Origin of the sequence: Pseudomonas kitaguniensis, assembly GCF_049199985.1 — a bacterium.
Classification (GTDB): domain Bacteria; phylum Pseudomonadota; class Gammaproteobacteria; order Pseudomonadales; family Pseudomonadaceae; genus Aquipseudomonas; species Aquipseudomonas kitaguniensis.
Genome location: NZ_JBLZPT010000004.1, coordinates 38,500 through 64,667 on the forward strand (window position 1 = coordinate 38,500; position 26,168 = coordinate 64,667).

The following is a 26,168-nucleotide window of genomic DNA, read 5'->3' on the forward strand; positions in this document are numbered from 1 at the left end:
CTACTTGCATCGCATCGTTTTAGATATGAATCGTTACTTCAGCTCAACTTGTCCTTGCGACTAAGTTCATCCACCGAACATCAACTCACTTCCACTCGTCTCCCGGCTCCATGTAAAAGTGGTTGGGCCCGGCTTGATGGTAGGTCCTGACCGCAGGCTTGAAGTCGTGTGACTTGTAGGGGGTACGCAGTTCGCGAGGGGCCAGGTGCCGAGTCTGACGGCGCGCCGGATCAGGGACCGGGACCGCTTCGAGCAGACGACGGGTGTAAGGGTGTCGCGGATTGCTGAAGACCTCGGCGCGGGGTCCTATTTCGACGATCTCACCCATGTACATGACGGCCACGCGATGGCTGATGCGTTCCACCACGGCCATATCATGGCTGATGAAAACGAACCCCAGTCCCATCTCTTGCTGCAATTCCAACAGCAGATTGACGATCTGCACCTTCACCGATACATCCAGTGCTGAAACCGCTTCATCCGCTACGATCGTTCCAGGCCGCAACGCCAGCGCGCGGGCAATGCAAACCCGCTGGCGCTGCCCGCCTGAAAACTCATGGGGCAGGCGCAACACTGCATCGGCCGGCAATCCCACCCTGGCCAGCAACTCCACTGCCGCCTGTTCGCAGTCGCGCGAACTGGCCAGGCCATGCACCCGCAACGGTTCGATGAGTGCCTGCGCAACACTCTGACGTGGGTTGAGGCTTGAGTAGGGATCCTGGAAAACCATCTGGATTTTCCTGGCGCGCTCCATCGGGGCAATGCTCCCAATGTCTTGACCCTCGACCTTGATCTGGCCGCCCGTTGCGGATAACAGGCCTGTAATCAGTCGCCCTGTCGTCGACTTACCGCAACCGGACTCGCCGACGATAGCCAGCGTCTCACCGCGTCGGAGATTGAAGTTAACGTTCTCTACGGCATGCACACGCCCGGTCACTCGCTTGAAGAAAGACGAACGAACGTCGAAACGCGCGGCCAGGTTCGATACTTCCAGCAAGTACGGAGCGTCATGTTGAACACTGTCGCTGACCAGTGGAACGGGTGCGGTCGCGCCGGTGTTAATGTCATAGATCGGGAATGGCTGCGGAAGATTGTGCGCATTCATGGAGCCCAATTCTGGAACCGCCGCTATCAGTGCCTTGGTGTACGCCTTCTGCGGGCGCGCAAAGATGTCAGCGGTGACTCCGGTCTCGATCATGTCACCGCGGTACATCACCAAAGTGCGATCCGCGATCTCCGCTACGACTCCCATGTCGTGAGTGATGAACACCACCGCCATCTGCTCTTGCGTTTGCAGTTCTTTGATCAGTTCCAGTATCTGCGCCTGGATGGTCACATCGAGCGCCGTGGTCGGTTCATCAGCGATGAGCACCGATGGATTGCACGCCAACGCCATCGCGATCATTACGCGCTGACGCATGCCGCCCGAAAACTGATGAGGGTAATCGCTGAAACGCTGGTTACTTGCCGGAATTCGGACTCGATCCATCAGGCGCAACACTTCGGCGCGTGCCTCGGCGTGATTCAGTCGGCGATGAAGGAGCAGGGGTTCCGCAATCTGTTCCCCAATGCTCATGACCGGGTTGAGCGAGGTCATCGGTTCCTGAAAAATCATGGCAATCCGATTACCGCGCAGGGTCGCCATTTCAGGTTCTGAAAGGGCCAGCAACTCCCTCCCATCCAGGCATATGCTGCCTTGGACGCGGCTGCTTTTTGGCGCCAGCAGTCCCATGACCGCCATCGCTGAAACGCTCTTGCCGGAACCTGACTCGCCGACGATTGCCAGGGTCTCGCCCCGCGCAACGCTAAAATCCAGGCCATTGACGACTGAGGCCCATGCGTCGCCCCGGCGAAACGCTACGTTGAGCCCGCTGACTTGCAGAACCGCTTGCTGGGTCCCGGCTGAAGCCGCGGCGCTGATGAGAGTGTCATTCATAGGGGTCTGAATGCTCCGAGAGCGAGAGGTGATGACGCTGTGCGTATTCATGAGCGCTCCGATCGTGTTTTGGGATCTATGGCGTCACGTAACGCATCGCCCAGAAGACTGAGCGCCAGGACCGTCAGTAGAATCGCGATGCTCGGGCAGACAGTCAGCCACCACGCATCCAGAATATTTTCAAAGCCTTCACGGATCATGCTGCCCCATGTCGGTGTGGGTGGCGGTGCACCCAGACCAATGAAGCTCAGCGACGCTTCGGTGCGAATCGCGGTCGCCATCCACAGGGCGCCCAGCACGACGACTTCTGAAATCATGTTCGGCAGTATGTGGATACCCATCAGGCGCAACGGCCCGTACCCCAATGAGCGGCCCGCTTCAACGAAATCCCTTTGTTTCAACACAATGGTCGGTGCGCGGGCGACGCGCACGAATGGGGCAATTTCGGTGATGGCGATCGCGATGATGAGATTCTCCAGACTCGCGCCCAGCATGGCAGCCACCATCAGTCCCAGGAGCAAGGTCGGGAAGGAAAGCAACACGTCAACCAGCCCCATAATGAACCGGTCCAGCACCCCGCCTACATAGCCTGCGAGAACACCCAGTGCAGAGCCGATAGTCATGGCAATCATGACCGCCACGAAACCGACAAGCAGTGACACGCGTGCGCCATAGATCAGCCGTGACAGGACATCCCGTCCGTAACTGTCTGTGCCCAGCCAGAACTCTGCAGACGGAGGCTCAAGTCGATAAGCAATGTTTTGCTGCAAAGGATCATAGGGCGCCAACAGCGGCGCAAACACGGCAATCAATATGATCAGTAACAGCAATCCGATACCGATCCACGCCATTCGATTGGTAGCCAAGGCCTGCCAAAGCCCATTCGGCCTGGCGGCTAATGGTGCGGCTAAAGAGGTCATTTGAATTTCACTCGAGGATCAACCAACCCATAGACAAGGTCGGTAAAGATGTTGACGACAATGACACAGCAGGCGAACACCACCATCAAACCCTGGAGCAAGCTGTAATCACGAGTATTTAATGCGCCAAGAATCAACTTACCCAGCCCTGGTCGGTTAAACACAATCTCAGTCAGTACAGAGTTGCCAATCAACGTACCGAAATATAATCCGACCACTGTCACGATGGGGATCAGTGCATTGCGCAAGCCGTGCCGCAAGACCAGGCGCATCGCGGGGACACCTTTGGCTTTGGCCGTTCGTATGTAGTCTTCACCCATGACACCCAACATGGATGAACGGGTAACGCGCATCACGTAAGCCGTCATGATCAGGCCAAGGTTGAACGCCGGCAGCGCCAGCGCATGCAGCTGCGCCAGCCATCCTCCATCCACGGCACTGCCTATCACCGGGAACCACCGAAGATGAATGGCAAACACCAGCAACATCAGAATCGCCGACACAAACGCTGGAAATGAGAGTCCCACCAGCGACAGCACTCGGCCCAGGTAATCCTGCCAAGCGTTACGCCGCAGTGCCGCCCAGACGCCCAAAGGCAAGCCCAGGATCAGACCAATCACAATCGACGCTAACGTCAGTTGCAGTGTCCAGGGAAGCACCAGGGCCACTTCTTGCGCCACGGTCCGGCCGCTGGACATGGACACACCGAAGTTGCCCGACAACATATCGCCAAGAAACCGCAGGTATTGAACGTAAACCGGTTGATCCAGGCCGAGCTGAGTGCGCATGGCACTCAGTGACTCGGCGCTGGCCTGATCACCGAGCATCACCGCTGCCGGATCGCCCGGGACCAGGCGCACCAATACAAACACCGCCGTCAACATGGCAATCAACGTAGGTATGGCCAGCAGGAGTCGTTTGATCGCAAATTGCATCATGACTTATCCTCATCGATATTAAGCGACGCCAACTCACCGAGCGTCAGCGGCTTTAACGGTGGGCGAATACGGAAATACCCCACGGTCGCAACAGACTGTTTTTGTTCCGCTGCAATGATGTTCGCGACCGTGTATCCGCACTGTCGACCCTGACACGGCCCCATGCCCGCCCGGGTAAACGCCTTGAGTTGATTGGGGCCAGGCAAAGCGATCGCAGCGGCCTTGCGAATATCGCCTGCGGTCAGCTCCTCACAGCGACACACAATGGTGTCGTTGGATGGCGCGAGAATGCTTGCCCTAGGTGGATACAACGCATCAAGCATTGGCCGCAAACGCAGTAATGAATCCAGCTTCTCTCGAAGTTTTTTCTTCCTGGCGCTCGCTGCGTCTGCAGTGATACGTCCGGCACGCATGCCAATGCCCAGCGCAACAATCTCACCCCGTACACACGCCGCTTTCGCGCCGCCGATTCCCGCGCCATCACCGGCCACGTAGATACCGGACTCGGTGGTTTGCCCCCACTCGTCAAGGTCAGGCGAGAGGCACGACTGCTGCTTGCTCCAACTGTGTTTACAGCCCGACGCCTGCGTAATGTGGATGGAGGGCACAATGCCCTCGTGGGACAGCAGCACACTCGCCTCGACACGAACCGACTTACCGTCGGACTGGACGTATTCCAATGCCTCAAGGCGTCCTTCACCCAGCGCTCGCAGAGCAGTCGCTCCGCACACCCGGCGAACGCCGGCGCTTTTGATTTCATACAACCATTTAAGGCCCTTGCCGATTTCCTTCAGGTCGGCCAGCGCTGCACCCGCCCAAGGTAATGCGCGGCGCCATCCACCCGGGGGCGAAGTATCAATCCACCCGGCGATACGCCCTCCTGCACGCAACAGCTGCGCCATATACAAGAGTGGCAGCGGACCGCAGCCGACCACCCACACAGGTTGTGAAGGCACCTGGCTTGAGGTCTTCAACAGGATCTGGGCTGCGCCGACGGTCAATACGCCCGGCAGCGTCCAACCAGGAAACGGCGCCGGTCGCTCTTGAGCGCCGGTGGCCAATACAACCTGGTCAGCACGCACCGCCTCGACCTGCCCGTCACGTTTGAGGAACACCCTCCACGTTGGCTCGATCTTCCAGACCTGGGTCTGTGGTTCATAAACCGCGCCGCACCCTCGAAATCGCGCGACGAGCTCGGCACCGGCGCGGTACTCATTACCAAGAATCGCACCTGTCGGGGTGGGCGCAACGGCTTCGACTGCGCGCCAGATTTGTCCTCCCGGTGCAGGTTGCTCATCGACCACCAAAACGCCAAGGCCAAGCTCGCGCATGCCGATCGCCGCGCTCATGCCGGCGGGACCTGCACCGATCACAACCACATCAAATTTACGTGTCATGCCGTCACGCTCCGCCGACCATATTGGCGCTCCACCTGCATGCCCTCTTGCACTGTCACCAAACAGGATTGTGTAGAGGCCACACCATCGATGACCGCGAGGCAATCGAAGCAAACGCCCATCATGCAATAGGGTGCCCGTGGGGTGCCAAGCACTGGAGTCGTACGGCTGGCCAGCGCTTCCTGCCTCAACAGCACAGCGGCGACCGACTCTCCTTCAGCCGCTGCAACGGGTATGCCGTCAATAAACAGCGTCAACGTAGCGGTTGGCGACTCAGGCAGTCTTTTGAACATTGAAACGCCCATGATGAAAGATCTCCAAAGAGGCAGGCAGTACCCCGTCAATCAGCGCCTTGGCGTAGGCGCCCGCATGAAAGGGAGCCAAGGTCACGCCGGAATGGCATAGCGCGATATCCGCGCCTGGATGGCTGATGGATGTCGCATAGACGGGATTGCCGTCCGGTGTCATGACCCGCAGGCAGGACCATTGGCGGATCAACTTCGCTTTCGCCAGATCCGGAACAATCCTCAGGGCTTTGCGCACCATGCGCGCGGCGCCCTCAGCGGTCGTGGCCAGGTCGAACCCAACGTCTTCCTGGGTTACACCGATCATGACCGTCCCTTCGCCTGTTTGACGCAGGCCGCTTGCGGGAACGGGCAGCAATGGGGCGATTCGCTCGGTCACCAGGATTTGCCCCCGCTGGGGACGCAGTGGCACATCCAGCCCCACCATCGGCCCAAGCGCTGACGATCCGAGACCCGCCGCAATCACCACACGCTCAGCGCGCGCGCGGAGCGTCCCGGCCACCACTTCGAATCCGCCACCCGGCAGTTTGTGAATGGCCTTCACGGCCTGATTGCTGCGCAGTGTCCCTCCCCTTTGCAGGAATGCCTTATGCATCGCCGCCATCACACGAAGAGGGTTCGCTTGTCCATCCAGTTCACCAAAACTAGCGCCTGCCACCTCCTTTCCCAAACGCAGCGAGGGGAAGCGCCGGTTGAGCTCGGCCCGATCCAGCATTTGAGTTGTGGGGGCAAGCTCCGGGGTCTGGGCGTGCCATCTGGCGATGTGATGCGTGCGGGCGTAGAACTCATCCTCGCTCAGGCAGAAGTTCAATCCTCCGTTACACTCATACGCCAGCTCCATGCCACTTTCCGCCTCAAGCTCCATGACGAACTGTGGCCAATCTCTTGCCGCCTGAAGTGACATGCGCTGGTAAGCAGGGTGACCGAAGCCTTTACCATGGGCCCAAACCAAACCAAAGTTGGCCTTCGCTGCACGAAAATCCGTATCCGCCCCATCCAGCATGAGCACCCGGCGACTCATTCCGGCTAACCCATACCCAATAGCGGCACCGACCATTCCGCCGCCAGCGACGATCACGTCATATTCGAAGGACATTTAGCGCCCACTCCCGGTAACCGTCGTGAGTTCAGTAATCGGCGGTTGCAGGTTCAGCGCACCCTTCAAGTCGTAGCCGTAGTTCACGCGATCACTGTGCGCCCAAACTTGCTTCAGGCCAAACAGGGGGATGGCGCAAACATCGTCGTGAATCCGCGACTGCGCCTGCTTCCACAGGGCTAGTTGCTCCTGCGGATTGGCTTCAATGCGAGCTTTACGAATGGCCTCGTCAGCCACCGAACAGTGACCGAAGTTGGACATCGCTCCAGGAGCGCCAATCGAAGCCGAGGAGTCATAGAACTCGGTCAGCCAGTAATCAGCATTTGGAAACCGCGCAGCGCCGTAAAAGACAATCGCACTCTGATCCTGGCGACTCTTGGCTTGATAGGTCGCATGGTCGACGACTTCCATGTCCAGCTTGATTCCGACCTTGGCCAACTGCGCCTGAACGACTTCCATAATGGGTTGCTGGGCAGGCGCGTTGGATACCACCACTTTGAGAACAATGCCGCTCGCAAAGCCCGCCTCCGCCAACAGTTTTTTTGCGCGTTCCATATCGTATTTATAGCCATCCGAAGCGCAGTCCACACCGAGGTAGCTATTGGGTATGACCGAGCAGCCTTTGTCCGCTACATCCTTGCCTACATAGCGCACGATTTCGTCCAGGTTGACGGCGGCGGCAATTGCCTGGCGCACTTTCAGGTTGTCCAACGGCTTGATCGCTCGATTTAGGAACAGCGTTCGAAATTCGCCGGGTTCAAATACATCGACCTTCACGCCACGACTTCTTGCGCGCTCAACCCAACGTTGCTCACGTTTACCAGCGGTAAGGTCCAACTCGTTCGACGTAAACGCGAGATCCCGAGCACTATCTGAAGGAATCATCCGATAAGTGATCCCGCCGATTTTGGGCTTGCCCAGGAAATAGGCGTCGTTGGCTACCAGCTTTACGTATTGCTGAGTGACATGCTCACCGAATACGAACGGGCCGGTGCCAATGGGCGATTGGCCAAACTTGTCGCCCAATTTTTCCGCTGCGGCTTTGCTGATGATATTGCCGCCGTGATAGTTAGATACGCGACCAAGGAATGCTGCATCTGGGTACTTCAGGGTGATTTGCACCGTGTAGTCGTCTAACGATTCAACCTTGTCGATGATGGCGAAGTTAGCTGCGAAGCTTGAACGGCTAGGATCTCCGGCGCGCTGGATCGAATACACGACATCGGCCGCTTTCAGTTCGCCGTAGCCGCCATGAAACTGAACGCCTTTGCGCAGGTGAAACGTCCAGATCCGGTTATCCGCTGACGCCTCCCACTTCTCAGCCAGGTCGGCCTGCAATTCCTTGGGGTCGGCGCTTCCTGGCGGGAAACGAACCAAACCATTGAACAGTTCGGACACGACCCCTTTATCCCCCAACAATGTCGCACGGTGTGGATCGAGCGTAGTGATGTCAGAAGCGCCCGAGCTGACGGCGATAAGAGAACGGGCATCGTCCTGGGCGAACACCGCAGGACTTGAACCATACAACGCCAGCAGTACTGCTAATGCACTCGAACGAATCGTCAAACGATGAGATGTCATCTAAAGGCTCCTTGAATATTGATAAGACCACATCAGGACTTTCCGATGACTGCGTGGATAGCCTAGAAAGCAATCAACTATTCCACGTCCCGCAGCATCGTTAGCCTTACACCATGTTATTTAGCAATGCCCGGACCATAGATATTTAACTTACTGATTAATAAGGATTTTTATTTTATTATTAACAATATCTAAAGCCTAATGATATGAGAGCATGCTTAAATGCTATGTATTTGCAATCCTATGGCTGAAAGCTTGCCCGACGGCGGTGCGCTTGCTACCCAATGTAGTGCTAAGCCTCTGCTACCGACCTTGATTCGCTACCTGAGGTAACACTCCGATGCAGGTTGCGATGGATCAGATTCCGCCCCGCAGATACAGGTGACCGCGTGCCGAAAAATACCGCCTTGCAGTAGTCGAACAGCGAATTTAAATGGCGTGAAAACACAACAGCCCCGGACAATGACGCACAGTTATGCGCCAATGTCCGAGGCTGGAGCCCTGCATTGCGAGGTTAGTTAAATTAAAAAAATCAGCGTTGCACTAGATGGCTATCTTTTGCGCCTACCAAAGTGCGTAGGTGTAATTTATATAGAACCGGGTTTGATCCTGATCCTTCACGATGGTCTCTGGAAGGTCAGTCCTGAAGTTTGCCCGACGCAGCGAGAAGTTCAAGTTCTTGAAAGGCCCACTCTGCAGTGTGTAGTCCAACCGGACGCCCCGCTCCCACTCATCATAACGTCCAGTGGTTGCGTTACCCGTGCCGCGCACGTCTCGACCGCTCGCATAGTAGATGGACGGCTTTAAACCGGGCACTCCAAGTCCGGCAAAGTCATAGCTGTACATGCCGAACGTAGTGTTTTCGCCTGCCCTGGCAAAGCTGTTGATTGTCAGGTCGGTGTACAAATAAATACTGGCGCCCCCCTCACCTTCGTTACGCCCGCGGCCATCCACAACGTTGGCATTGTTAACGTACGCCATACCACCACTGTCGCTGACTCGCTGATGCCCCAACGTGAAAACGTTCCCGCCCAGAGTATAGATGAAAGCAGCAGACCACGTGTCATTGTCCACCTTACCTAATCCGCCGGCGTTGTAGCCATTCTTGTATTGGTAGTTTACGTCGCTACCGTTTTTTCCATCTGATTTGCTACTGAAGTACCGTAAGTCTGTCTTGAAGGTTTGATTGGGTGCTATTTGGAAAACATGAAGCAAGCCAAAGAAATTCTGGCGATAGTAGTCTTCGAGTTGCGAATGGTAGTACTGCAGCGTGAGGTCCTTCGTCACCTTCCAGTCGGCGCCTGCGAACCGGAAGCTGTCAGAGCCCTTCCGACCACCCGCAGCGATGCCAGACCAGTTAGAGGATGCTCGCCCGATGACTCGATTCAGTTCACCGACTGTCAGAGTAACGTTATCAATCTCATTCGAGGTCAGAATGGCACCCTGAAAAGCGGTTGGTACAAGACGACCATCGTTCGCCACCAGAATTGGCAAGTTAGGCGACAGCGCGTTACCTACGTTCAACTGGGTCCTAGAGTATTTGACCTTGGCGTTCGCGCCCACACGACCCCACGTACCAACGGGTGTGCCATCCGTATCAAGGGGAGAAACTGTGTTACTCGTCGTAGTCCCGTGCGGTGAAGTGCCACCGCCCAGGGTAAAGCCCTGAACCCCTTGCAGATCTAAACCAACGCCTACTGTTCCTTGAGTGAAGCCGGACAGAAAATCAAACTTGAGACCGGTGACCGTTTGGCGCTGATCAATACCGCCAGGGTCACGCTGATCGCTATCAAAATACAGAGTACGGGAACTGATGGAGGCTTTACTGTCTTCAATGAAGCCGGCGGCACTCACGTGTTGGGCCAGAATGCCCGTGGCAACAGCTAATGCCAGGGTGCTCTTTTTCAATTGTTATCGCTCCTATGTACATTATTTTTTTAACGTGCTCCAGAGCAAAGCCTCAATGTGTCGCTACGCCTACATATCGAACCCTTGAGCCGAAACACCCGTATTGCTATGGCATCCACACCTCTATCAGTGTTAAATCTAATGAGGTTTGGTCCATACAATGCTTTTTAGCAATAGGGGGGCCATAGATATTTATGCCATTGATTTATAAGCATTAATTATTTTCAAAAACAGATTTAAATGTCGCTATACTATTAGCCTATGTTGCAATGCTATTTACCAGGGAGAGATTTGTGGAGAATCGAATCACACTGCGTCACCTTGAGGCGTTTCGAGCCATCATGGTGCGAAAAACTGTTACGGGCGCAGCAGAGATGCTTGAAGTCACACAACCCGTCGTGACGCGCCTTATCGCCGACCTGGAAGACCGAATTTCTATTTCTCTCTTTACCCGTATCAAGGGGCGTTTGTTGCCTACGCCAGAGGCGGCAATTCTATTCAAGGATGTCGAGCAATCCCTGATTGGCATTGAGCGCATTGCGAATGCCGCATCCAACATCAAAACGTTGAAACTCGGTCGCCTTGAGATTGCTGCGGCACCTAGCATGGCGCTGTCTTTTTTGCCCAAGGCCATTGCGAGCTTCACGCTTGAGCATTCAGATGCTGTCGTTTCCATGCATATGCACAGTTCGGCAACAGTGCTGAATATGGTTCAGCAGGACCGATGTGATTTAGGTTTCGCAATGTTCCCTATGAGGGCCACACGACTCGGGAACAGTGAGACGCTGGTGACAGCGAAAATGGTAGGAGTGGTTCCCGTAAATCACCCGCTAGCGCGTAAGCGTGTATTGCACCCAGAAGATTTCGAAGGCGAGCGCTATATTTCGCTTCTCCCCCTAATGGAGATACGAATGAAAATTGACTCTCTTATGCTATCATATGGAGTGAAACGCAGGATAAGTGCCGAAACGCAAACAACCATAGCAATACTAAAATTAGCCGAGGCAGGATTAGGAGTATCGATTGTCGACCCATTGACAGCCAGTGGCTACTCGGGAAACTTGCTAAAGTTTATTCCATTTGAGCCTGCAATCATAAATGACTACTCAATAGTAATCTCCCAGCGAAACTCATCCACGCTTATTTTAAAACCTTTCATAGATCATGCTCGACGAGAAATACGAAACATGGTTCCTGCCAATCTGATTGTCCGAGCCTAGTTCAAACTCTTAACTCCCAGAGCGAATCAATTTTTCGAATGCGCAAATCAAACACGAAGCTAGTTGCTACCTTCTCACTAGAGAGAACTACAACTCTGCTTTCCACAGAACGTCAAGGCTTTGGCATCGGAGATAGGCGTACTGAGTCGCCCCGGGTTTCGTAGACACCTCCATGCCTTAAACTGAGGCCAATCAGGAGGTGCCATGAGCAACCCACGTTATCCCGGAGAATTCAAAATCCAAGCGGTCAATCAAGTGACCGAAAAGAAGCTGCCTGTCGCTGATGTGGCGGCGAGTCTTGGCGTGTCGACGCATAGCCTCTATGCCTGGATAAAGCGCTACAGCAAACCTCAGGCAGAACGTAAGCGTCCAGCCAACACACCTTCCGAACTCCAGCATTAAGGGCGATGGTGTCCGCGTATTTTTAAGCGGACGCGATCGCCCTTAACATCAGGATTTCCATGCGCCAACGAAGCTCTTACCCGAAACCCTTCAAGGCCCAGGTTGTTCAGGAATGCCTGCAACCGGGCGCAACCCTATCCAGCGTCGCCATCAGCCACGGCATCAACGCCAACGTGATCCGCAAGTGGCTACCGCTTTACCGAGATCAGCCACCAGCGACGTTGCCGGCTTTCGTTCCGTTGAGAGCTACGCCCAAACGGCAGGCGGAAGGGTCGGCGATTATTGAGCTGCCATTTGGTGAGCAGTCGATGTCAGTGAAATGGCCGACGTCTGATCCTGAAGGCTGCGCTCGTTTTGTCCGTGGACTCACGCAATGATTCGCATCGATGCAATCTGGCTCGCCACCGAGCCCATGGATATGCGTGCTGGCACTGAAACTGCGCTGGCCAGGGTGATTGCGGTGTTCGGTGCGGCGAAGCCGCACTGCGATTATTTGTTCGCCAACCGCCGCGCCACTGGCATGAAAGTTTTGGTGCATGACGGGTTTGGCGTCTGGCTGGTTGCTCGCCGATTGAACCAAGGAAAGTTTCACTGGCCCGGCATTCGACAAGGCTGCGAGATGGAGCTGGATATCGAGCAACTTCAAGCCTTGATACTAGGTCTGCCATGGCAACGCGCAGGTTCTGGAGGCTCGATCACACTGCTTTAACGGCTGCCATTAGCCTATCGGTCTATCGTCGCGAATTGCCTGCTCTGGCAAAATCGGCCTCATGACTTCGCTACCCAATCTCGATCACCTGCCCCCTGAACAACTGCGCGCCTTGGCGGCGCAGTTGATGCAGCGTGTCGAGACGCTCAACCACCAGGTCGAAACGATGGGTAAAACCGTTGAGACGATGAGCAAGAAGATCAACCGTGATCAAACAGTCATTGAGAAACTGACTCACGAGATCGCTCAGCTTAAGCGTTTGAAGTTTGCCAAGCGCAGCGAGCAGATGAATCCTGAGCAGGCCAGTTTGCTCGATGACTTGATCGACACCGATATCGCCGCGATTGAAGCCGAGCTTCAAGCCTTGCAAACAGTACCAGCGGCGACCGAGAAAAAGCAGAAGCCCAAGCGCACTGCACTACCGGCTGAGTTTCCGCGCACACTGATCCATCACGAACCGGACAACACTCACTGCCCGTGCGGCTGCGCCCTCAAGCGCATCGGCGAGGACGTCAGCGAGAAGCTGGATTACACGCCCGGCGTGTTTACAGTTAAACGCCATGTGCGTGGTAAATGGGTCTGCGATGACTGCGAAACCCTCATTGCTGATCTGCTCAAGCAAATGATCCAGTTCGTCGCCCAGCGGATGATGGAATTCGACGTCGAAAGCCTGTGTGACGCCGGCTTCGACGTCAAAAGTCCTGACCGTACAAACAGTCACAACCGTTACCGCGACCGCCTGTGGCAAACCCGTGCCGGCGACGTTGATCTGAAGATCCCCAAACTGCGCCAAGGCAGTTACTTCCCTGGGTTCCTAGAGCTGCGCAGAACCGCCGAGAAGGCGATGGCGGCAGTGATTCAGGAAGCCTATATACAGGGTGTTTCCACGCGCTCAGTCGACGAGCTGGTCAAGGCCATGGGCATGACCGGCATCTCGAAAAGCCAAGTATCCAGGCTTGCGGGCGAGATCGATGAACGCGTCAATGCGTTCCTGGATCGACCCCTTGAGGGCGACTGGCCGTACCTCTGGATCGACGCCACCTACGTTAAAGTGCGTGAGGCAGGCCGTATCGTTTCGGTCGCGGTAATAATCGCCGTGGCTGTGAGCACCAATGGCGGTCGGGAAGTTCTGGGCATGCGGGTAGGACCTTCCGAGGATGAGCCGTTCTGGACGGACTTCCTGCGCAGTCTGATGCGTCGCGGTTTGCGCGGGGTAAAGCTGGTGATCTCTGACGCTCACGAAGGCCTCAAGGCGGCTGTCGCCAAGGTCTTCCACGCGACCTGGAAGCGCTGCCGGGTGCATTTCATGCGCAACGCGATGGCCCACGTCGGCAAGGGTCAGCGCAGCATGGTGGCGGCGTTGTTGCGCACAGTCTTCGCTCAGGACAGTCGCGTTGAATGCCACCAACAATGGCGTCTGGTGGCCGATCAGTTGCGTGAAAAATATCCGAAAATCGCCGTGCTAATGGACGGCTGCGAGGATGAAGTACTGGCTCACATGACCTTCCCGAAAGCGCACCGCCAGCAGCTACACAGCACCAACCCGCTGGAGCGGCTGAACGCCGAGATCAAGCGGCGAACCGATTTCGTGGGCATCTTTCCCAACGATCCGGCAATTACGAGGCTGGTCGGGGCGATGCTGCTGGAGCAGAACGACGAATGGTGCCTGCAAAGGCGCTACATGCAGTTGGAGGCCTTCGAGGCGGTCAGCGATAATCCGCAGGCCAAGCTGTCGGCCGTGATCAACTAAACGGCAAACTCAGTGGCCAGAGCCGTGATGAGTTACACGACTTCCTGGGACACGATCCCATCACAACAGATGGGCTATTAATCAGTCACATATTAAAACAACATCAAGTTATTGGAAAATAGCATAGCTTGTCGAACCCAGATCCGAAACCAGTTATCAACCATTAGACAAACCTTTAATAATAATTTTCTTGTTGCTTTGAACCCACTCAAAAATAAATTGTCTTCAAAAAATGCTCTGTAGGCTGCCGCCATATGAATTCATGAACAATACAGGCTACAAGGGCCCGTTTCCAAATTCAGAATAGGCTCTCGATTAAACATATACGAAAACAACATCGAGCAATAGGTAAATGGAATGACCTCGCAACGCTAAAAAACCGAGTAAACAGCCACTGCCATCAGCTAGGTTGGTATACAGGTATTCGGCGAGAGGCCTATCCAATAGGAATGGAGGTCCATCGCTATCATGTCCTTTTATGCTTTTAATCCGCATTCCAAAACCTTCTATCGCCCAATCGACGCAGCATTGCGTTGGTGCAATCTCATCCGTTACGAAGCACAGATAGTCCAAGCAACATGGTCACGTCCCGAAGAGCTTACCTCCCTATTTCCGCAATGGCCCTGCTTGCACGCAGCTATCGAAAAAATCTACGACGCAGTATGTAATGGAGAACTGACTTATGGCTGTCTCGGTATTTCGGTTCCCAAAGGAAGTGACGTGGAGCCCTTTCAACTTACGATACGCCACTCCGATTTACGCCACTGGATGCAGATTTATTATCCCGATCAGAAGCCCAGCTTTCTGTTTGGATCAGGCAGTGACGCTCATGAAAAAGTCAGTATCGGAACCTTCCTTGCGCTACAAGCGGATCGCGATACCCTCCTGCGAGAGTTGGATACGCTACAGCATCACCTCCAAGATATTTTGGTAGACCTCCAGGCTATCGGACTTGAACGGGATGACCTCAAAGCAATAGTCAAAACGCATGGACAAATCAGCGAACGTAGCGAACTCACCTATCAGAACATTATCGGTGCTTTGCTCAACCTCTTCTTGGACCAATCGCCCGCTGGTCACCGTCTATCCGTTTTCAAAAGCCAATCTGCAATCGTCGATGCCGTTATAGCACGCTATGGCGAGGTACCCGGCCTGAGCAAACGAACGCTAGATGAAAAGTTCGCCGCGGCGAATCGCAGCCTCAAAAAAAACCAATAGACGGAGTCATTGCACTGCAATCCCAACGATTGCAGCGCAATGACTCTCCCCCCATTTCTGCTATTCAATTCAGGTCACTTCCCACCAAGTGCCAATCCGCGCCAGGAGTGACCAGCATGTCCAGCCAATCCTCACCCATCGTTGAAGCACCTCAACTGCAGATCGAACGTCACATCATGCGGCGTGACGAGGTGGAGCGAAAAACCGGCTTCAAGCGTGCGCACATCTACAACCTGATGAAAGAAGGGAAATTTCCTCAGGCTAAACGCATTGGACTACGCGCAGTCGGCTGGGACTCGCTGGAGATCGAGCAATGGGTCGTTGAGCGCTTGGGTCAGCAGGCCTGATGCCATGCGTGTGGTCTCGGTGGTATCCACTAAAGGCGGGGTGGGCAAAACCACAGTAACCGCGAATCTCGGCGGTCTTCTGGCGGATGCGGGTCTACGCGTTTTGCTACTGGACTTGGATAGCCAACCTACCCTCTCCAGCTATTACGCCTTGAAACAGAAGGCTGATGCGGGTGCATACGAGGTCATCGCACTCAACCTAGCTATGCCTGCCCAGATTATTTCCAGGACAGTGATTGCAGGGCTCGATCTGATCGTCTCCAACGACGATCAAGGCCGGCTGAGTACCTTGCTGCTGCACGCTCCTGATGGGCGATTACGGCTGCGCAATCTGCTCGACAACTTCCGCGCCCGTTACGACCTGCTTTTGATCGACACCCAAGGTGCGCGTAGCGTGCTGCTGGAGATGGCCATCCTCGCTTCCGACCTCGCCCTCTCTCCCATCACCCCGGAAATGCTCGCCGCCCGCGAACTGCAGCGTGGCACCTTGAAGCTACTCAGCGAACTCGAACCTTTCCGCCACCTGGGCATTGCACCGCCCCCTTTGCGATTGCTACTGAACCAGGTGAACAGTATTCGAGTGGACACACGGATGATCATCCGTGGCCTGCGCGAAACCTTTGCTGGGACTACCAATATCTCAGTTCTAGACACCGTAGTTCCAGACCGAGTGGCGTACCTCAATGCGGCCTCTCTTGGCCTGCCGGTCCACCGAGTCGAGACACGCCGGTCACGGGAACGACGCTCGCCATCTGCGCTGGAAACCATGCAAGCGCTGGCCATTGAGTTGTTTCCGGAATGGCACAAAGCGATCTCTTCGGTGAGCCGATGCGCGGAGGCTCAATGAGACAAATCACCAAACCCGCATTTCTCACCCCGTCATTGTGTTTGATCGACCTTGAGGCCAACCGTTTGGCTAGGAGTCTTCTGATGTTGGATCAACTTCCCATCACCGTTCCACCGTCCACTCAACCACACCACCCACCTTGTGAGGAGTACTGCACCGTTGTCTTTCGCGTGCAGGGTGGGCGCTCGGCCATGGGCTGGTTCCTCGCAGAACTCTCCCGGCATTTCGAAGGTTCAGGCACTGCCGAGATCGTCAAGTTCGAGGTCGGTGACCATTTGCGTAACCGGCGTTAACTGAGGTTGTTCCGATGAAGAAGCTCAGTCAGGAGCAGATCACCGACAAGCTGCACCAGGACCACTTCCCTCGAGGGCCGGAGTTGGAGCGGCTGTCCGATCCACTTACTGACACGCCTATGTTGGTCACGCTGGAGGAACTGCGGCCCTACGAACACAACCCGCGCTTCATCCGTAATCCGCTATACGACGATATCAAGGCTTCGATCCGTGAACGCGGGCTGGATCAACCGCCACCGATTACCCGACGGCCGGGTGAAACCTATTTCATCATCCGCAACGGCGGTAATACGCGCTTGGCGATTCTCGGCGAACTGTGGCAGGAAACTCGCGACGAGCGCTTCTTTCGCATCCATTGCCTGTTCCGACCTTGGAGCAATGAAATCACCGCCCTACTCGGCCATCTGGCTGAAAGCGATCTGCACGGCCAACTCACTTTCATCGAGCGGGCTCTGGCGGTAGCCAAACTCAAAACCATGCTCGAAGCAGAGGGAGCTGTGTTCTCACAACGGGAACTGGCACGACATCTTGCCGCTGGAGGCTATCCGATTTCGCAGCCGCACATCAGCCGGATGCTCGACACCCTCGAACACCTACTGCCCGCCATTCCACAAACTCTGTATGCCGGATTGGGTAAGCCCCAGATCGAACGCCTGATCGGCCTACGCAGCCAGGCAGAACGAACCTGGAACCGATATCCAACCGCCCCCGTTGCGTTCGTCGATTTCTGGCTCGAGACCCTGGGCTACTTCGATGCAGAACCCGAGTCCTTCGATCTTGAGCAAATCCAGGATGAATTGCTCGAACGGATGAGCCGCTTACTCGGACAGTCCTACCGTATGTTGGCCTTGGAACTGAGCGACACCCAACGGCTCATCTCGACGCCGGGCATCGTCGTGACCACCCCCTCAGAGAACAGCCATCTGCCAAGCGTTGATGTCGCCGCGGCAGGGGCTCCCTCTTCCGAGCACCATTCCAAATCAACGGATGCCAAACCCCAGACCGAACCAACGAGAGAGGAATTGCTTTCGCCACCTGAAACGAACGTCGTATCAGCAGTCAGCCCTCCGTCTCGCGTTCAACAGATTCGTGAACAGATCGATCGCGAGACCGCCACCGACGCGGCATCTTCGGTCGACACCTATGCGATCGACGACATCTGGACCATCGCACCAGCACTGGATAGCCCCGAACAACTGCGATCCGCCATTGCCACACTGGCGCGGGAAATGGCGGCCTATGCTGGACATCCCGAGAGCATCATCGATCAGAAGCTTGGCTTGGGCTTCGCCCTGAACATCGAGCGAGTTGATCTTGCAGCGCCTCGCGCGGCCGGCGTTCACTTAATGCTCCTGGCCCTGCTGCGTGCTCAAGACGAAGTGAACTGGGAGGATCGCAAGCAACTGCCTTCAGCCCTTTTCGGGCAGCTGCTGTTGGGGGTCTATCAACTTCCGTTCACAGATCGTCCCGCCATGGATGTGGGACTGGAGCGATTACCCGACAGTCTGCTCATCAAACTGTATCGCCTGATCCGCCTGGCCCGCCGCCTGATCGACTTAACGCTCAACCAGGAAGGCAACTCACCGAAGGAGCTGCTATGAATCTGTCTTTCAATGTGCTCAACCAAGCCATGCTGACCCAGGTGCTACACGAGTTGCGCCAGGGCAACCTGCAGCGCTGCAAAGCACTCGGACTGGGTGAGGACGACATATACCTGTTGCAGTCCTTACCACCCACCACGCTGTCACGCCTGGCCCATGCCACTGTACCCTGGGTTGAGGTCAAGATTGACTCACCGGTGCTGCATCGGTTGATCGAACAATCTGAACGCGACGAGCAGAACGAGCGATTGATCAATCGAGCGCTCAAGCTCGGCGCCAGCAGCACCATCATGTATCAGTGCTTCGGCCTGGCGCATTCGGAAACCGCCCTGCGTCGGCGTCTGCTCAAGATAGAAACCCGTAAGGGCCGTCCTCAGCATTTGAGCGAAGCCCAGGAACATGCGCTCTGGCAGCGATGGTGCCAACTGCGCGCGCAAGATGGTACCGAGGATCAGCTCGACGCCATGATGATGCTGGCGGAGGAGCAACAGATCAGCTTGACCATCGTTTGGCAGCAGATCGACCAGTACAGCAACGGAACATGAACACTGCCCCTGCCAGTCGCTGGCAGCGTGTCCTGCAGCAATGCACCCAGCAGCTGAGTGAACGTTGGCCCGCACGCCCCACCACTGAACATCCCTCCAACCAGGCCCTGCAGGCGGGCTTTTTGTTCAGTGGCCAATCTCACGAAGTCGTGCCACGTCGGCTGCTATTGGATAGTCGGCTGACGCCATTGGAACGCAATGCCTGGCAGGTGTTTCGGCTCATGCTGCAGGGTCAGGGCGTGGTCACACCGCGCTATGAGGATTTGCAGCCTTACCTATCAAGCGTGCCCTACGGTGCGTCAGCCTCCCGTGAAACCATTGCTCGGGTGTTGACGATGCTCAGGTTGACGCGCTGGCTCAGTTTGGTGAGTCGCGGACGCGATCAGCACAGCGGACGTCTTCAAGGTTCGCTGTACGTTCTGCACGATGAGCCGTTAACTCCCGCCGAAGCCATGGAACTGGATCAGGATTACCTGGCGCTGGTCGGACATGCCCTCGGTCATGCCACCAAGGCGGTACGTATTGTCGCCCAGCACGTTGTGGAGGAAGTCCGCCAAGACACGAATATTGATCGGGATCGATTACCGACGCGGCTCGACAGTTGGGGCGAACTTTGGGCGCAGCAAGGATTGGATCCGGCAACCGATGCCGCTCTGCACGATTCCGAACGGGGGGAAGATGCCCTCGTTCGGAATCGTGCAGGCCCTCGTTCGGATTCCGAACCGAGTCTGAACGCCAGTCTTTCCGGCACCGTTCGGAATCCGAACGCCGCCTGTACTGTATTAAAAGAAAGTATTTGTACAGTACCGCGCGCGACCCCAGCGGTGGATAACCTGCGCTGGCCCGCTGCGCTGCACCTGAGTCCAAACGAGCGTCAGGCCGTCGCCGTGGCGCTGAACAAGCTCAAACCAGTGGATCGGCAGGCGGTGCTCAACGAAGCGGGGGCACGTTGTGCGGCCGGTGGAATCCGCAAGCCAGCGGCGTATCTGATGGGCCTGATCCAGCGTGCACTGAAAGGCGACTTTCGGCCTTGGGCAGGTCAGGCCGAACCATCACCCATTGCAGAACCGCCCCCACCCGCCCCCTCGCGGCCGTGTCGACAAAAGGGCGAACCCGCTTCTGCCCTTGCCCAAGCGTGCCTGAATGAGCTGCGCCAACTGCGCGGCAAACGCGGTGGACGTCAGTAGATTTGATGCCACTGGCATCAAATCCATGGAGTTCCACTCTACGAACACGTCGGACCAAACTATGAAACTCTTAGGGAAAAGCCGGGACACCCTTCCACTGACGTCTCCATAGATAGCCCTCTTAAACCAAACCGAACAGACCGCGTTCAGCTTTTTGGCTGTCCTTGCCCCTCATCTGGCGCAACGTTCCCGTCCAAGCTTATGCGAGGACAACACTGTGGCCGATCACTATCAACTCAACCTAGGTTCATTGCGCAGCAGCATCACCCTGACCCTGCACACTCACCACGCCGCGCGTATCTGGCAAGGTCGGACGGCACGCGAAGGTGTCCACTCGATCATGGGCATGGCGGGGTACATCAGCGTGACCAACCTGATCAAACAAACCGCAGCTCAGGACGATCCCTATGCCGATTGGGCCATCGTGCAACTCGAAGAAAAACTGATGCAGGCCAAGGCTGGGATGCGGGAACTGACCCAACAGTTGGATCGGATCAGGCAGGACCTGCCGACACAGATCGACATGGGCGACAACCTCAATATCCACCCCGTCACCTTGCCGTTGTTTATCGGCAGCCAGCTGGGCTTTCTCGCTGTCTACCTACTGACCGACTACGACACGCTGGTGCGTCGTACCCTATTGGCCCATCACACCGCCCTGATCGGCCGCGTCGACATGGAAGCCTGGATCGATGATGGCGCCCATCTGCTGCGCAGCCTATTCGGCCAGGCCCAGCGCTATCGGCATGCCGGCGTCACACGCGATGATATGGCGGCGAACAACGCCCGCGCCATTGCGGCCATCGAGAAGATGGGTTTGCCCCCGATGGACATCCTGGAGGGGCATCGCCGCTCCCAGTTCGCGCCGCCGATCATTCGCCGTGGTGCTGTGCCAGTGGATGACGTCGACGCGTTGGCAGAGGACGCGGAAGAACCGTCTGCGACAGTGGATGAGCCGGAAGACGAAGCATGAGTCCCCTGACCTCGGCTCACCCAATGCCCTTCGACGCGTTGACACCGGATGCCTATCGACAGCTCGAACACGCAGCCTCCCTAAAAGGCCTTTTAAAACCTTTTAAGGGTAAGGGGGAGTTGGAGCATCTGGCGCAGGTGGCGAGGGAAATTGAGGCGCAGTTATGTCGCCTGATGGAGTCTGTGGTGCAGCAGGCCGGACAGCCTCCTTATTCACTGTTGGATATCCGATTGGTGCTGCAGAACACCAGCGCGGGCAGCACTTTTTTGCGTTGGCGCACCCGTGATTTTGCCCGCATGGGGGTTGCGGTCTGGGAACGCCAGATCTGCAACAACGCCCTGCCCCAGGTCGTGCGCGAGGGATTACACCGTTTCGAATGCGAGCGCATTGCACTGAACCTGCAGATGAGCGTAGTGCATTCGCTCTACCGCCAGGCCACGACCTGTGCGATCAAAATGGACAGCGCCGAACGGCTGCTGCGCCAGTTCACACCCGCAGTGGAGGTATCACCATGAGTACTTTTTTCGTTGGCGAAGGCAATATCGGCAGTGCGCCAGAGTTCCAGGAGTTCCCATCAGGCAATGACGAGCCACGGCGTTTGCTACGGCTGAATGTGTACTTCGACAACCCCATCCCACGCGAAGGCAGCTATGAAGATCGAGGCGGTTATTGGGCGCCAGTTGAGCTCTGGCACCGTGAGGCTGAACACTGGAGCACGCTGTACCAGAAAGGCATGCGCGTGCTGGTCGAAGGTCGTACGGTGCGCGATGAGTGGGAGGATAGCGAAGACAACGCGCGGGTGACCTTCAAAATCGAGGCCCGTCGTGTCGGTATTCTGCCTCATCGGGTTCGCAGCGTAGTCATGCGAGAACGATCCAGTGAACCCGCGGCATCTGCGACACACGTCGGGAAAAGTACAGAACAGGCCAGTTCACCAGCGTCGAAACCCAGAAAGCGCAGTGGGCAGCCACCTGCGAACTGACAGACTTCAGGCATAAAAATTGCGCCTCTGCGCGAAGGTGCTGGCGTGTTTCTACACGCTGCTCGTGAAGATCCACACTGCCGTCCACCCGCAACGGGTTAGCAGCCTCGGTCCATTCAAGCCTGCCTTCACCAACTAATATGAGGAACCTGCCATTCAGGTTTCTCATATCTCGACCCTGCTGTTTTCACCAACGCTGCTCCGAACTCAATCCGGAGCAGTTCTATGCGTCTCTTCCTCTGCGAGAAACCGTCCCAGGGTCGTGACATCGCCAAGGTGCTCGGGGCGACTCGGCGTGGTGATGGTTGCTTGATAGGCGCCGATTCAACCGTCACCTGGTGTATCGGCCATCTGCTGGAGACAGCCCCACCTGAAGCTTATGGTGATCAGTACAAATCCTGGTCGTTGGACCATCTACCGATCATTCCCGTGCAGTGGCAGGTCGAAGTCAAACCCAAAACCGCGGCACAATTCAAGGTCATCAAACGGCTGCTCAGTGAAGCAACCAACGTCGTCATCGCCACCGACGCCGATCGCGAAGGTGAAATGATTGCCCGTGAGTTACTGGAGCTCTGCAACTATCGTGGCCCTGTCGAGCGCCTCTGGTTGTCCGCCCTCAACGAGGCGTCGATTCGTAAAGCCCTTTCCTCGCTGAAGTCTGGTCAGGAGACTTTCCCGCTCTATCACTCGGCGCTTGCCCGCAGCCGTGCCGACTGGTTGATCGGCATGAACCTCAGTCGTTTGTTTACCCTTCTTGGTCGGCGGGAAGGCTACGACGGCGTTTTGTCAGTGGGGCGCGTCCAGACACCCACCTTACGTCTGGTGGTTGATCGGGATCGTGCGATTGCCGGCTTCGTCCCGGTACCTTACTGGAACGTTGAAGCGCTCCTATCGTCGATGGGCCAGCGATTCATCGCATCGTGGTTACCGCCACGCTCCGGACGGGACGAAGCGGGGCGTTGCCTGCAACAGGCGCTTGCCCATCAGGCGGCCCAAACAATCACCAATGGTAAGTCCGCCACGGTGCTCTCGTTGCAGACTGAACATTCCCGCGAAGCACCACCCCTGCCCTTCGACCTGAGCACGTTGCAGGAAGTCTGTTCGCGTAAGCTGGGGCTCGGCGTCCAGGAAACCCTGAACATCGCCCAAGCTCTGTATGAAACCCACAAGGCCACCACCTACCCGCGCAGCGATTGCCGCTATTTGCCAGAGAGTATGTTCAACGAGGCTCCCGCAGTACTCGACGCCCTGCTCGAAACGGATCCGGCTCTCAGACCTGCTTTCGGGAGCCTCGATCGATCATTGCGCTCCCGCGTGTGGAGCGATGCCAAGGTCACCGCGCACCACGGCATCATTCCCACCACCGAGCCGACAAACCTGGCGCGGATGTCTGAACAAGAACGCCAAGTCTACGAACTGATTCGTAGCCACTACCTCGTGCAATTTCTGCCGCATCATGAGTTTGATCGAACCGAGGTTGAGCTGAAGTGCGGCGAAGAGCGTTTGATCGCTGTTGGCAAACAGATCCTGGTCCAGGGCTGGAAACACTTGCTCTACGACGCTGCGGAAGCGGATGAATCCAGTCAAAAGTCGCAAGTATTGCCCGTCTTGCAACGAGGCACGCAGTGCGCAGTGGACGACGTCGAACTCAAATCCATGCGCACTGCCGCTCCCAAACCTCTCACCGAGGGCGATCTGATCAAGGCGATGAAAAACGTCGCCAAGCTGGTCAACGACCCGCGCCTGAAACAGAAACTTCGGGACACCACCGGTATCGGTACTGAAGCCACGCGAGCCGGAATTATCAAAGGGTTGATTGATCGCGGTTATTTGCTGAAGAAAAAGCGCGCCTTGATGGCCTCCGCCGCTGCCCATACCTTGATTGAGGCGGTACCCGCCGCAGTCGCAGATCCGGGTATGACCGCCATCTGGGAACAGGCGCTGGACGAAATCGAAGCGGGACGCCTGACCCTGGATGCGTTCGTTGCCAAGCAGGCGAGCTGGATTGCGCAGTTGGTCGCACACTGCCGCTCGCTCACTTTGGCAATAGCGGTCGAAACGAGTCCGGGCTGCCCCAAGTGCAACGCGTCAATGCTCAGGCGAAAGGGCAAATCAGGGCCGTTCTGGTCATGCTCCCGCTATCCGGATTGCAAGGGCACTGTGTCGATCAGTAAAGATACGCGTCGCTCATGATATGCCATGAGACGATCATCATGAGAACGGTGTACGCGCTGCCTTGACGTCGTCCAGTCCTCTCTGCTTTAGTGCCTCAGGATCATCGCCAATGGCGACCCAAGACCGACTCGCTCCGGGTAGCTCGGTCGGACTCATTGAGTTCGGAGCCTTCTCTTCTGTGGGATTTCGCTCCCGTTTTGTGCTCGACCTGATCGTGGTGGCGGATGACCAGTGTTGCCTCTAGGGCAACACTGGTCATCCGCTTCGGCGATCGTATTCAGTCCCGGAGCCCGCCGGGGAAATACGGGGCACCCTTTGTGCGCGGATGCGTGCCAGCAGGTTCCGACCCAGGCCACGACAAGGGTCGGTTGGCGAATCATGGCGCAGTTCAACCAAGTGTTGCGAGGCGCTTGTCGACTGCGTAAGACCGCCAAAGGTGGTTTTTCTCTTCCTCGCCTGGCATCCCGCCAGGCCCACTCTTCATTTTTTTCATTTTCTTAATTCCAGTGACTGCCACCGTATTCCGGCCTTAAAAAATCGGGTTGCAGCGTCTTGACGCTCCCCTGTGACAGGCTTATACAAAGGGCGTGGTTCGCTGTCGTCGACAGCCCAGCCCAGGTAGCTTGAACCTTCAAGGCTACGCCACGTTCGTGGTGGTTTACCCAAGTGCGATCAGCGTTCGGAAGCTCGCGCGGTTACCGCTTCAGCGGTGATGAATGCCCACTACCCCATGCCTGCGGATCACCACCGCAGACGCTCCTCTGCTGCACCGCTATTCCCTCAAGGCGCATCGTTCTGATCGTCATCGGCTTGCCGGTGGCGAGTCGTTCATTACTCGCCTTTACCTTACCCACCCTGACGGGGGCTCACTTCCCCGTCAGGGACTGTGCGTCGCCGTTTTCCCTTGAAACAGGAGAACCACCATGGCCCACGCCAACCACTCCCAAGAAGCGACCACTTACTTCAACCTGCACACCGTCGGTATCGGCTACCTCAACCGTGTTCGTGAAGTCCAAGTCCGCCGGGGCCAGCCATTCATGGCCTGCGATATCGCCGCCCTGCACGGTGCCACCGATGCGGTGGAGTACACCCGCTTCGACTGCAAGGTCGCTGGAGGCGAAGCTGAACGTTTGATTCGTCTCTATATGGACGCCGTCAAAGCCGAGAAAAAGGTCTTGCTGTCGTTCCGTATCGGCGACCTGTGGATCGATCCGTTTCTCTACGAGAAAGGCGCTAAGCAGGGTCAACCGGGCGCCAGTTTGAAAGGTCGTTTGTTGTTCATCGACTGGATCAAGGTCAACGGCAGGTTCGAGTACAAAGCGCCCGCCAGGCAGGAAGCAACAGCACCTGCTGAGCAAGCGCCGATCAATGAATACTCTCCAACGTCGGCTGATGTCGACGCCGAGGAGACCGCAACCCCAAAAGAGGCTCAGGTCGAACCTGAATCTCCACCCACTCCCCGCACGGCCCGCCGTGTCGCCACGCGTACTGTTCAGTCCGCCTGAACAATCCACGATGTTTTACATCAAGGCGCTCAATCGAGCGCCTTTTCTTCAATCCGCACAGGAGAACCAACATGGAATCCTTCTGGCTTTGCGACGACTGCCTGTTTGCTGCGGCTTACGAGGACTACAGCACGTTATCGCTCTACTACACGACGGATGAAATCGAGAAACGCATCGCCGGCATTCATCGTGGACTGGTTCGCTTAATGCCCATGAGTGCCGACTTCGATCCCGACGCCGACTGGGGAGTAAAAGCCTTCTCCCCATTGCCCTGCGACGGTTGTGACTCACACCTGCACGGACAACGCCATCGATTCACTCGGCTGTAAACAG

25 protein-coding genes and 2 pseudogenes are annotated in these 26,168 nt (G+C 56.4%); 19 read left to right on the forward strand and 8 right to left on the reverse strand.

Annotated features, from left to right (window positions below):
• Nucleotides 1-85 precede the first annotated feature (85 nt).
• The 8 genes from ACOZK9_RS07305 to ACOZK9_RS07340 all read right to left on the reverse strand — a co-directional run bounded on the left by ACOZK9_RS07305 (nucleotide 86) and on the right by ACOZK9_RS07340 (nucleotide 10,081).
• Nucleotides 86-1,987 (reverse strand): ABC transporter ATP-binding protein, encoded by a 1,902-nt coding sequence (locus tag ACOZK9_RS07305; protein ID WP_421555522.1) that lies wholly within the window; start codon nucleotides 1,985-1,987, stop codon nucleotides 86-88.
• A complete protein-coding gene (locus ACOZK9_RS07310; RefSeq protein ID WP_421555523.1) occupies nucleotides 1,984-2,856 on the reverse strand; it encodes an ABC transporter permease in 873 nt (290 codons plus the stop codon). The genes ACOZK9_RS07305 and ACOZK9_RS07310 overlap by 4 nt, the downstream gene beginning before the upstream one ends.
• Nucleotides 2,853-3,794 carry an ABC transporter permease gene (locus tag ACOZK9_RS07315; RefSeq protein ID WP_421555524.1) on the reverse strand — a complete coding sequence of 314 codons (942 nt, stop codon included), beginning with the start codon at nucleotides 3,792-3,794 and terminating at the stop codon, nucleotides 2,853-2,855. Before ACOZK9_RS07315 ends, ACOZK9_RS07310 begins: the two co-directional genes overlap by 4 nt.
• Entirely contained in the window at nucleotides 3,791-5,191 is a 1,401-nt protein-coding gene (locus tag ACOZK9_RS07320) for an FAD-dependent oxidoreductase (RefSeq protein ID WP_421555525.1), read from the reverse strand. The genes ACOZK9_RS07315 and ACOZK9_RS07320 overlap by 4 nt, the downstream gene beginning before the upstream one ends.
• Complete coding sequence (locus ACOZK9_RS07325; protein ID WP_346015231.1) at nucleotides 5,188-5,496, reverse strand: (2Fe-2S)-binding protein; 309 nt, start codon at nucleotides 5,494-5,496, stop codon at nucleotides 5,188-5,190. The genes ACOZK9_RS07320 and ACOZK9_RS07325 overlap by 4 nt, the downstream gene beginning before the upstream one ends.
• Nucleotides 5,465-6,592, reverse strand: coding sequence for an NAD(P)/FAD-dependent oxidoreductase (locus ACOZK9_RS07330; RefSeq protein ID WP_421555526.1), 1,128 nt, complete (start codon nucleotides 6,590-6,592; stop codon nucleotides 5,465-5,467). The genes ACOZK9_RS07325 and ACOZK9_RS07330 overlap by 32 nt, the downstream gene beginning before the upstream one ends.
• On the reverse strand, nucleotides 6,593-8,173 hold the full coding sequence (locus ACOZK9_RS07335) for an ABC transporter substrate-binding protein (RefSeq protein WP_421555527.1): 1,581 nt from the start codon (nucleotides 8,171-8,173) through the stop codon (nucleotides 6,593-6,595).
• Nucleotides 8,174-8,737: 564 nt separating this feature from the next.
• Nucleotides 8,738-10,081, reverse strand: a complete 1,344-nt coding sequence (locus ACOZK9_RS07340) for an OprD family outer membrane porin (protein ID WP_421555528.1) — start codon at nucleotides 10,079-10,081, stop codon at nucleotides 8,738-8,740.
• 293 nt (nucleotides 10,082-10,374) lie between these two features.
• On the opposite strand from ACOZK9_RS07340, the gene ACOZK9_RS07345 reads away from it, so the two are divergent.
• The 19 genes and pseudogenes from ACOZK9_RS07345 (at nucleotide 10,375) to ACOZK9_RS07435 (ending at nucleotide 26,164) form a co-directional block, all read left to right on the forward strand.
• Nucleotides 10,375-11,301 carry a LysR substrate-binding domain-containing protein gene (locus tag ACOZK9_RS07345; RefSeq protein WP_421555529.1) on the forward strand — a complete coding sequence of 309 codons (927 nt, stop codon included), beginning with the start codon at nucleotides 10,375-10,377 and terminating at the stop codon, nucleotides 11,299-11,301.
• Nucleotides 11,302-11,505: 204 nt separating this feature from the next.
• A pseudogene (locus ACOZK9_RS07350) lies at nucleotides 11,506-11,697 on the forward strand (transposase); the annotation flags it as partial.
• A 65-nt stretch (nucleotides 11,698-11,762) separates the two neighbouring features.
• Nucleotides 11,763-12,080, forward strand: coding sequence for an IS66-like element accessory protein TnpA (tnpA, locus tag ACOZK9_RS07355; protein WP_149662236.1), 318 nt, complete (start codon nucleotides 11,763-11,765; stop codon nucleotides 12,078-12,080).
• Nucleotides 12,077-12,412 carry an IS66 family insertion sequence element accessory protein TnpB gene (gene tnpB, locus ACOZK9_RS07360; RefSeq protein ID WP_421555530.1) on the forward strand — a complete coding sequence of 112 codons (336 nt, stop codon included), beginning with the start codon at nucleotides 12,077-12,079 and terminating at the stop codon, nucleotides 12,410-12,412. The genes tnpA and tnpB overlap by 4 nt, the downstream gene beginning before the upstream one ends.
• Before the next feature lie 61 nt (nucleotides 12,413-12,473).
• Nucleotides 12,474-13,016, forward strand: a pseudogene (locus ACOZK9_RS07365) (IS66 family transposase zinc-finger binding domain-containing protein); the annotation flags it as partial.
• Complete coding sequence (locus ACOZK9_RS07370) at nucleotides 13,014-14,162, forward strand: IS256 family transposase (RefSeq protein ID WP_421555626.1); 1,149 nt, start codon at nucleotides 13,014-13,016, stop codon at nucleotides 14,160-14,162. The pseudogene ACOZK9_RS07365 and the gene ACOZK9_RS07370, both read left to right, overlap by 3 nt.
• 468 nt (nucleotides 14,163-14,630) lie before the next feature.
• Entirely contained in the window at nucleotides 14,631-15,380 is a 750-nt protein-coding gene (locus tag ACOZK9_RS07375; protein ID WP_421555531.1) for a hypothetical protein, read from the forward strand.
• Between the two features lie 116 nt (nucleotides 15,381-15,496).
• Nucleotides 15,497-15,727 (forward strand): AlpA family transcriptional regulator, encoded by a 231-nt coding sequence (locus ACOZK9_RS07380; protein ID WP_226505903.1) that lies wholly within the window; start codon nucleotides 15,497-15,499, stop codon nucleotides 15,725-15,727.
• Nucleotides 15,728-15,731: 4 nt separating this feature from the next.
• Nucleotides 15,732-16,574, forward strand: coding sequence for a ParA family protein (locus ACOZK9_RS07385; protein ID WP_421555532.1), 843 nt, complete (start codon nucleotides 15,732-15,734; stop codon nucleotides 16,572-16,574).
• Nucleotides 16,575-16,657: 83 nt separating this feature from the next.
• On the forward strand, nucleotides 16,658-16,867 hold the full coding sequence (locus ACOZK9_RS07390; RefSeq protein ID WP_421555533.1) for a hypothetical protein: 210 nt from the start codon (nucleotides 16,658-16,660) through the stop codon (nucleotides 16,865-16,867).
• A 14-nt stretch (nucleotides 16,868-16,881) separates the two neighbouring features.
• Nucleotides 16,882-18,468 (forward strand): ParB family protein, encoded by a 1,587-nt coding sequence (locus tag ACOZK9_RS07395; protein WP_421555534.1) that lies wholly within the window; start codon nucleotides 16,882-16,884, stop codon nucleotides 18,466-18,468.
• On the forward strand, nucleotides 18,465-19,013 hold the full coding sequence (locus tag ACOZK9_RS07400; RefSeq protein ID WP_421555535.1) for a DUF2857 domain-containing protein: 549 nt from the start codon (nucleotides 18,465-18,467) through the stop codon (nucleotides 19,011-19,013). Before ACOZK9_RS07395 ends, ACOZK9_RS07400 begins: the two co-directional genes overlap by 4 nt.
• On the forward strand, nucleotides 19,010-20,200 hold the full coding sequence (locus ACOZK9_RS07405; protein WP_421555536.1) for an STY4528 family pathogenicity island replication protein: 1,191 nt from the start codon (nucleotides 19,010-19,012) through the stop codon (nucleotides 20,198-20,200). Before ACOZK9_RS07400 ends, ACOZK9_RS07405 begins: the two co-directional genes overlap by 4 nt.
• Nucleotides 20,201-20,417: 217 nt before the next feature.
• Nucleotides 20,418-21,173 carry a PFL_4669 family integrating conjugative element protein gene (locus ACOZK9_RS07410; RefSeq protein ID WP_421555537.1) on the forward strand — a complete coding sequence of 252 codons (756 nt, stop codon included), beginning with the start codon at nucleotides 20,418-20,420 and terminating at the stop codon, nucleotides 21,171-21,173.
• Nucleotides 21,170-21,688, forward strand: coding sequence for a DUF3158 family protein (locus tag ACOZK9_RS07415; protein WP_421555538.1), 519 nt, complete (start codon nucleotides 21,170-21,172; stop codon nucleotides 21,686-21,688). The genes ACOZK9_RS07410 and ACOZK9_RS07415 overlap by 4 nt, the downstream gene beginning before the upstream one ends.
• Nucleotides 21,685-22,155 carry a single-stranded DNA-binding protein gene (locus tag ACOZK9_RS07420; protein ID WP_421555539.1) on the forward strand — a complete coding sequence of 157 codons (471 nt, stop codon included), beginning with the start codon at nucleotides 21,685-21,687 and terminating at the stop codon, nucleotides 22,153-22,155. The genes ACOZK9_RS07415 and ACOZK9_RS07420 overlap by 4 nt, the downstream gene beginning before the upstream one ends.
• 225 nt (nucleotides 22,156-22,380) lie before the next feature.
• On the forward strand, nucleotides 22,381-24,348 hold the full coding sequence (locus tag ACOZK9_RS07425) for a DNA topoisomerase III (protein WP_421555540.1): 1,968 nt from the start codon (nucleotides 22,381-22,383) through the stop codon (nucleotides 24,346-24,348).
• A 905-nt stretch (nucleotides 24,349-25,253) separates the two neighbouring features.
• On the forward strand, nucleotides 25,254-25,835 hold the full coding sequence (locus tag ACOZK9_RS07430) for an STY4534 family ICE replication protein (RefSeq protein WP_421555541.1): 582 nt from the start codon (nucleotides 25,254-25,256) through the stop codon (nucleotides 25,833-25,835).
• A 71-nt stretch (nucleotides 25,836-25,906) separates the two neighbouring features.
• Nucleotides 25,907-26,164, forward strand: coding sequence for a hypothetical protein (locus ACOZK9_RS07435; RefSeq protein WP_421555542.1), 258 nt, complete (start codon nucleotides 25,907-25,909; stop codon nucleotides 26,162-26,164).
• Nucleotides 26,165-26,168: the final 4 nt, after the last annotated feature.

Excerpts from the sequence above, each read along its gene's own strand:
- ACOZK9_RS07305 (WP_421555522.1), bottom strand. The coding sequence starts at position 1,987 with ATGAATACGCACAGCGTCATCACCTCTCGCTCTCGGAGCATTCAGACC.
- ACOZK9_RS07310 (WP_421555523.1), bottom strand. The coding sequence starts at position 2,856 with ATGACCTCTTTAGCCGCACCATTAGCCGCCAGGCCGAATGGGCTTTGG.
- ACOZK9_RS07315 (WP_421555524.1), bottom strand. The coding sequence starts at position 3,794 with ATGATGCAATTTGCGATCAAACGACTCCTGCTGGCCATACCTACGTTG.
- ACOZK9_RS07320 (WP_421555525.1), bottom strand. The coding sequence starts at position 5,191 with ATGACACGTAAATTTGATGTGGTTGTGATCGGTGCAGGTCCCGCCGGC.
- ACOZK9_RS07325 (WP_346015231.1), bottom strand. The coding sequence starts at position 5,496 with ATGGGCGTTTCAATGTTCAAAAGACTGCCTGAGTCGCCAACCGCTACG.
- ACOZK9_RS07330 (WP_421555526.1), bottom strand. The coding sequence starts at position 6,592 with ATGTCCTTCGAATATGACGTGATCGTCGCTGGCGGCGGAATGGTCGGT.
- ACOZK9_RS07335 (WP_421555527.1), bottom strand. The coding sequence starts at position 8,173 with ATGACATCTCATCGTTTGACGATTCGTTCGAGTGCATTAGCAGTACTG.
- tnpA (WP_149662236.1), top strand. The coding sequence starts at position 11,763 with ATGCGCCAACGAAGCTCTTACCCGAAACCCTTCAAGGCCCAGGTTGTT.
- tnpB (WP_421555530.1), top strand. The coding sequence starts at position 12,077 with ATGATTCGCATCGATGCAATCTGGCTCGCCACCGAGCCCATGGATATG.
- ACOZK9_RS07375 (WP_421555531.1), top strand. The coding sequence starts at position 14,631 with ATGTCCTTTTATGCTTTTAATCCGCATTCCAAAACCTTCTATCGCCCA.
- ACOZK9_RS07380 (WP_226505903.1), top strand. The coding sequence starts at position 15,497 with ATGTCCAGCCAATCCTCACCCATCGTTGAAGCACCTCAACTGCAGATC.
- ACOZK9_RS07385 (WP_421555532.1), top strand. The coding sequence starts at position 15,732 with ATGCGTGTGGTCTCGGTGGTATCCACTAAAGGCGGGGTGGGCAAAACC.
- ACOZK9_RS07390 (WP_421555533.1), top strand. The coding sequence starts at position 16,658 with ATGTTGGATCAACTTCCCATCACCGTTCCACCGTCCACTCAACCACAC.
- ACOZK9_RS07395 (WP_421555534.1), top strand. The coding sequence starts at position 16,882 with ATGAAGAAGCTCAGTCAGGAGCAGATCACCGACAAGCTGCACCAGGAC.
- ACOZK9_RS07400 (WP_421555535.1), top strand. The coding sequence starts at position 18,465 with ATGAATCTGTCTTTCAATGTGCTCAACCAAGCCATGCTGACCCAGGTG.
- ACOZK9_RS07405 (WP_421555536.1), top strand. The coding sequence starts at position 19,010 with ATGAACACTGCCCCTGCCAGTCGCTGGCAGCGTGTCCTGCAGCAATGC.
- ACOZK9_RS07415 (WP_421555538.1), top strand. The coding sequence starts at position 21,170 with ATGAGTCCCCTGACCTCGGCTCACCCAATGCCCTTCGACGCGTTGACA.
- ACOZK9_RS07420 (WP_421555539.1), top strand. The coding sequence starts at position 21,685 with ATGAGTACTTTTTTCGTTGGCGAAGGCAATATCGGCAGTGCGCCAGAG.
- ACOZK9_RS07425 (WP_421555540.1), top strand. The coding sequence starts at position 22,381 with ATGCGTCTCTTCCTCTGCGAGAAACCGTCCCAGGGTCGTGACATCGCC.
- ACOZK9_RS07430 (WP_421555541.1), top strand. The coding sequence starts at position 25,254 with ATGGCCCACGCCAACCACTCCCAAGAAGCGACCACTTACTTCAACCTG.
- ACOZK9_RS07435 (WP_421555542.1), top strand. The coding sequence starts at position 25,907 with ATGGAATCCTTCTGGCTTTGCGACGACTGCCTGTTTGCTGCGGCTTAC.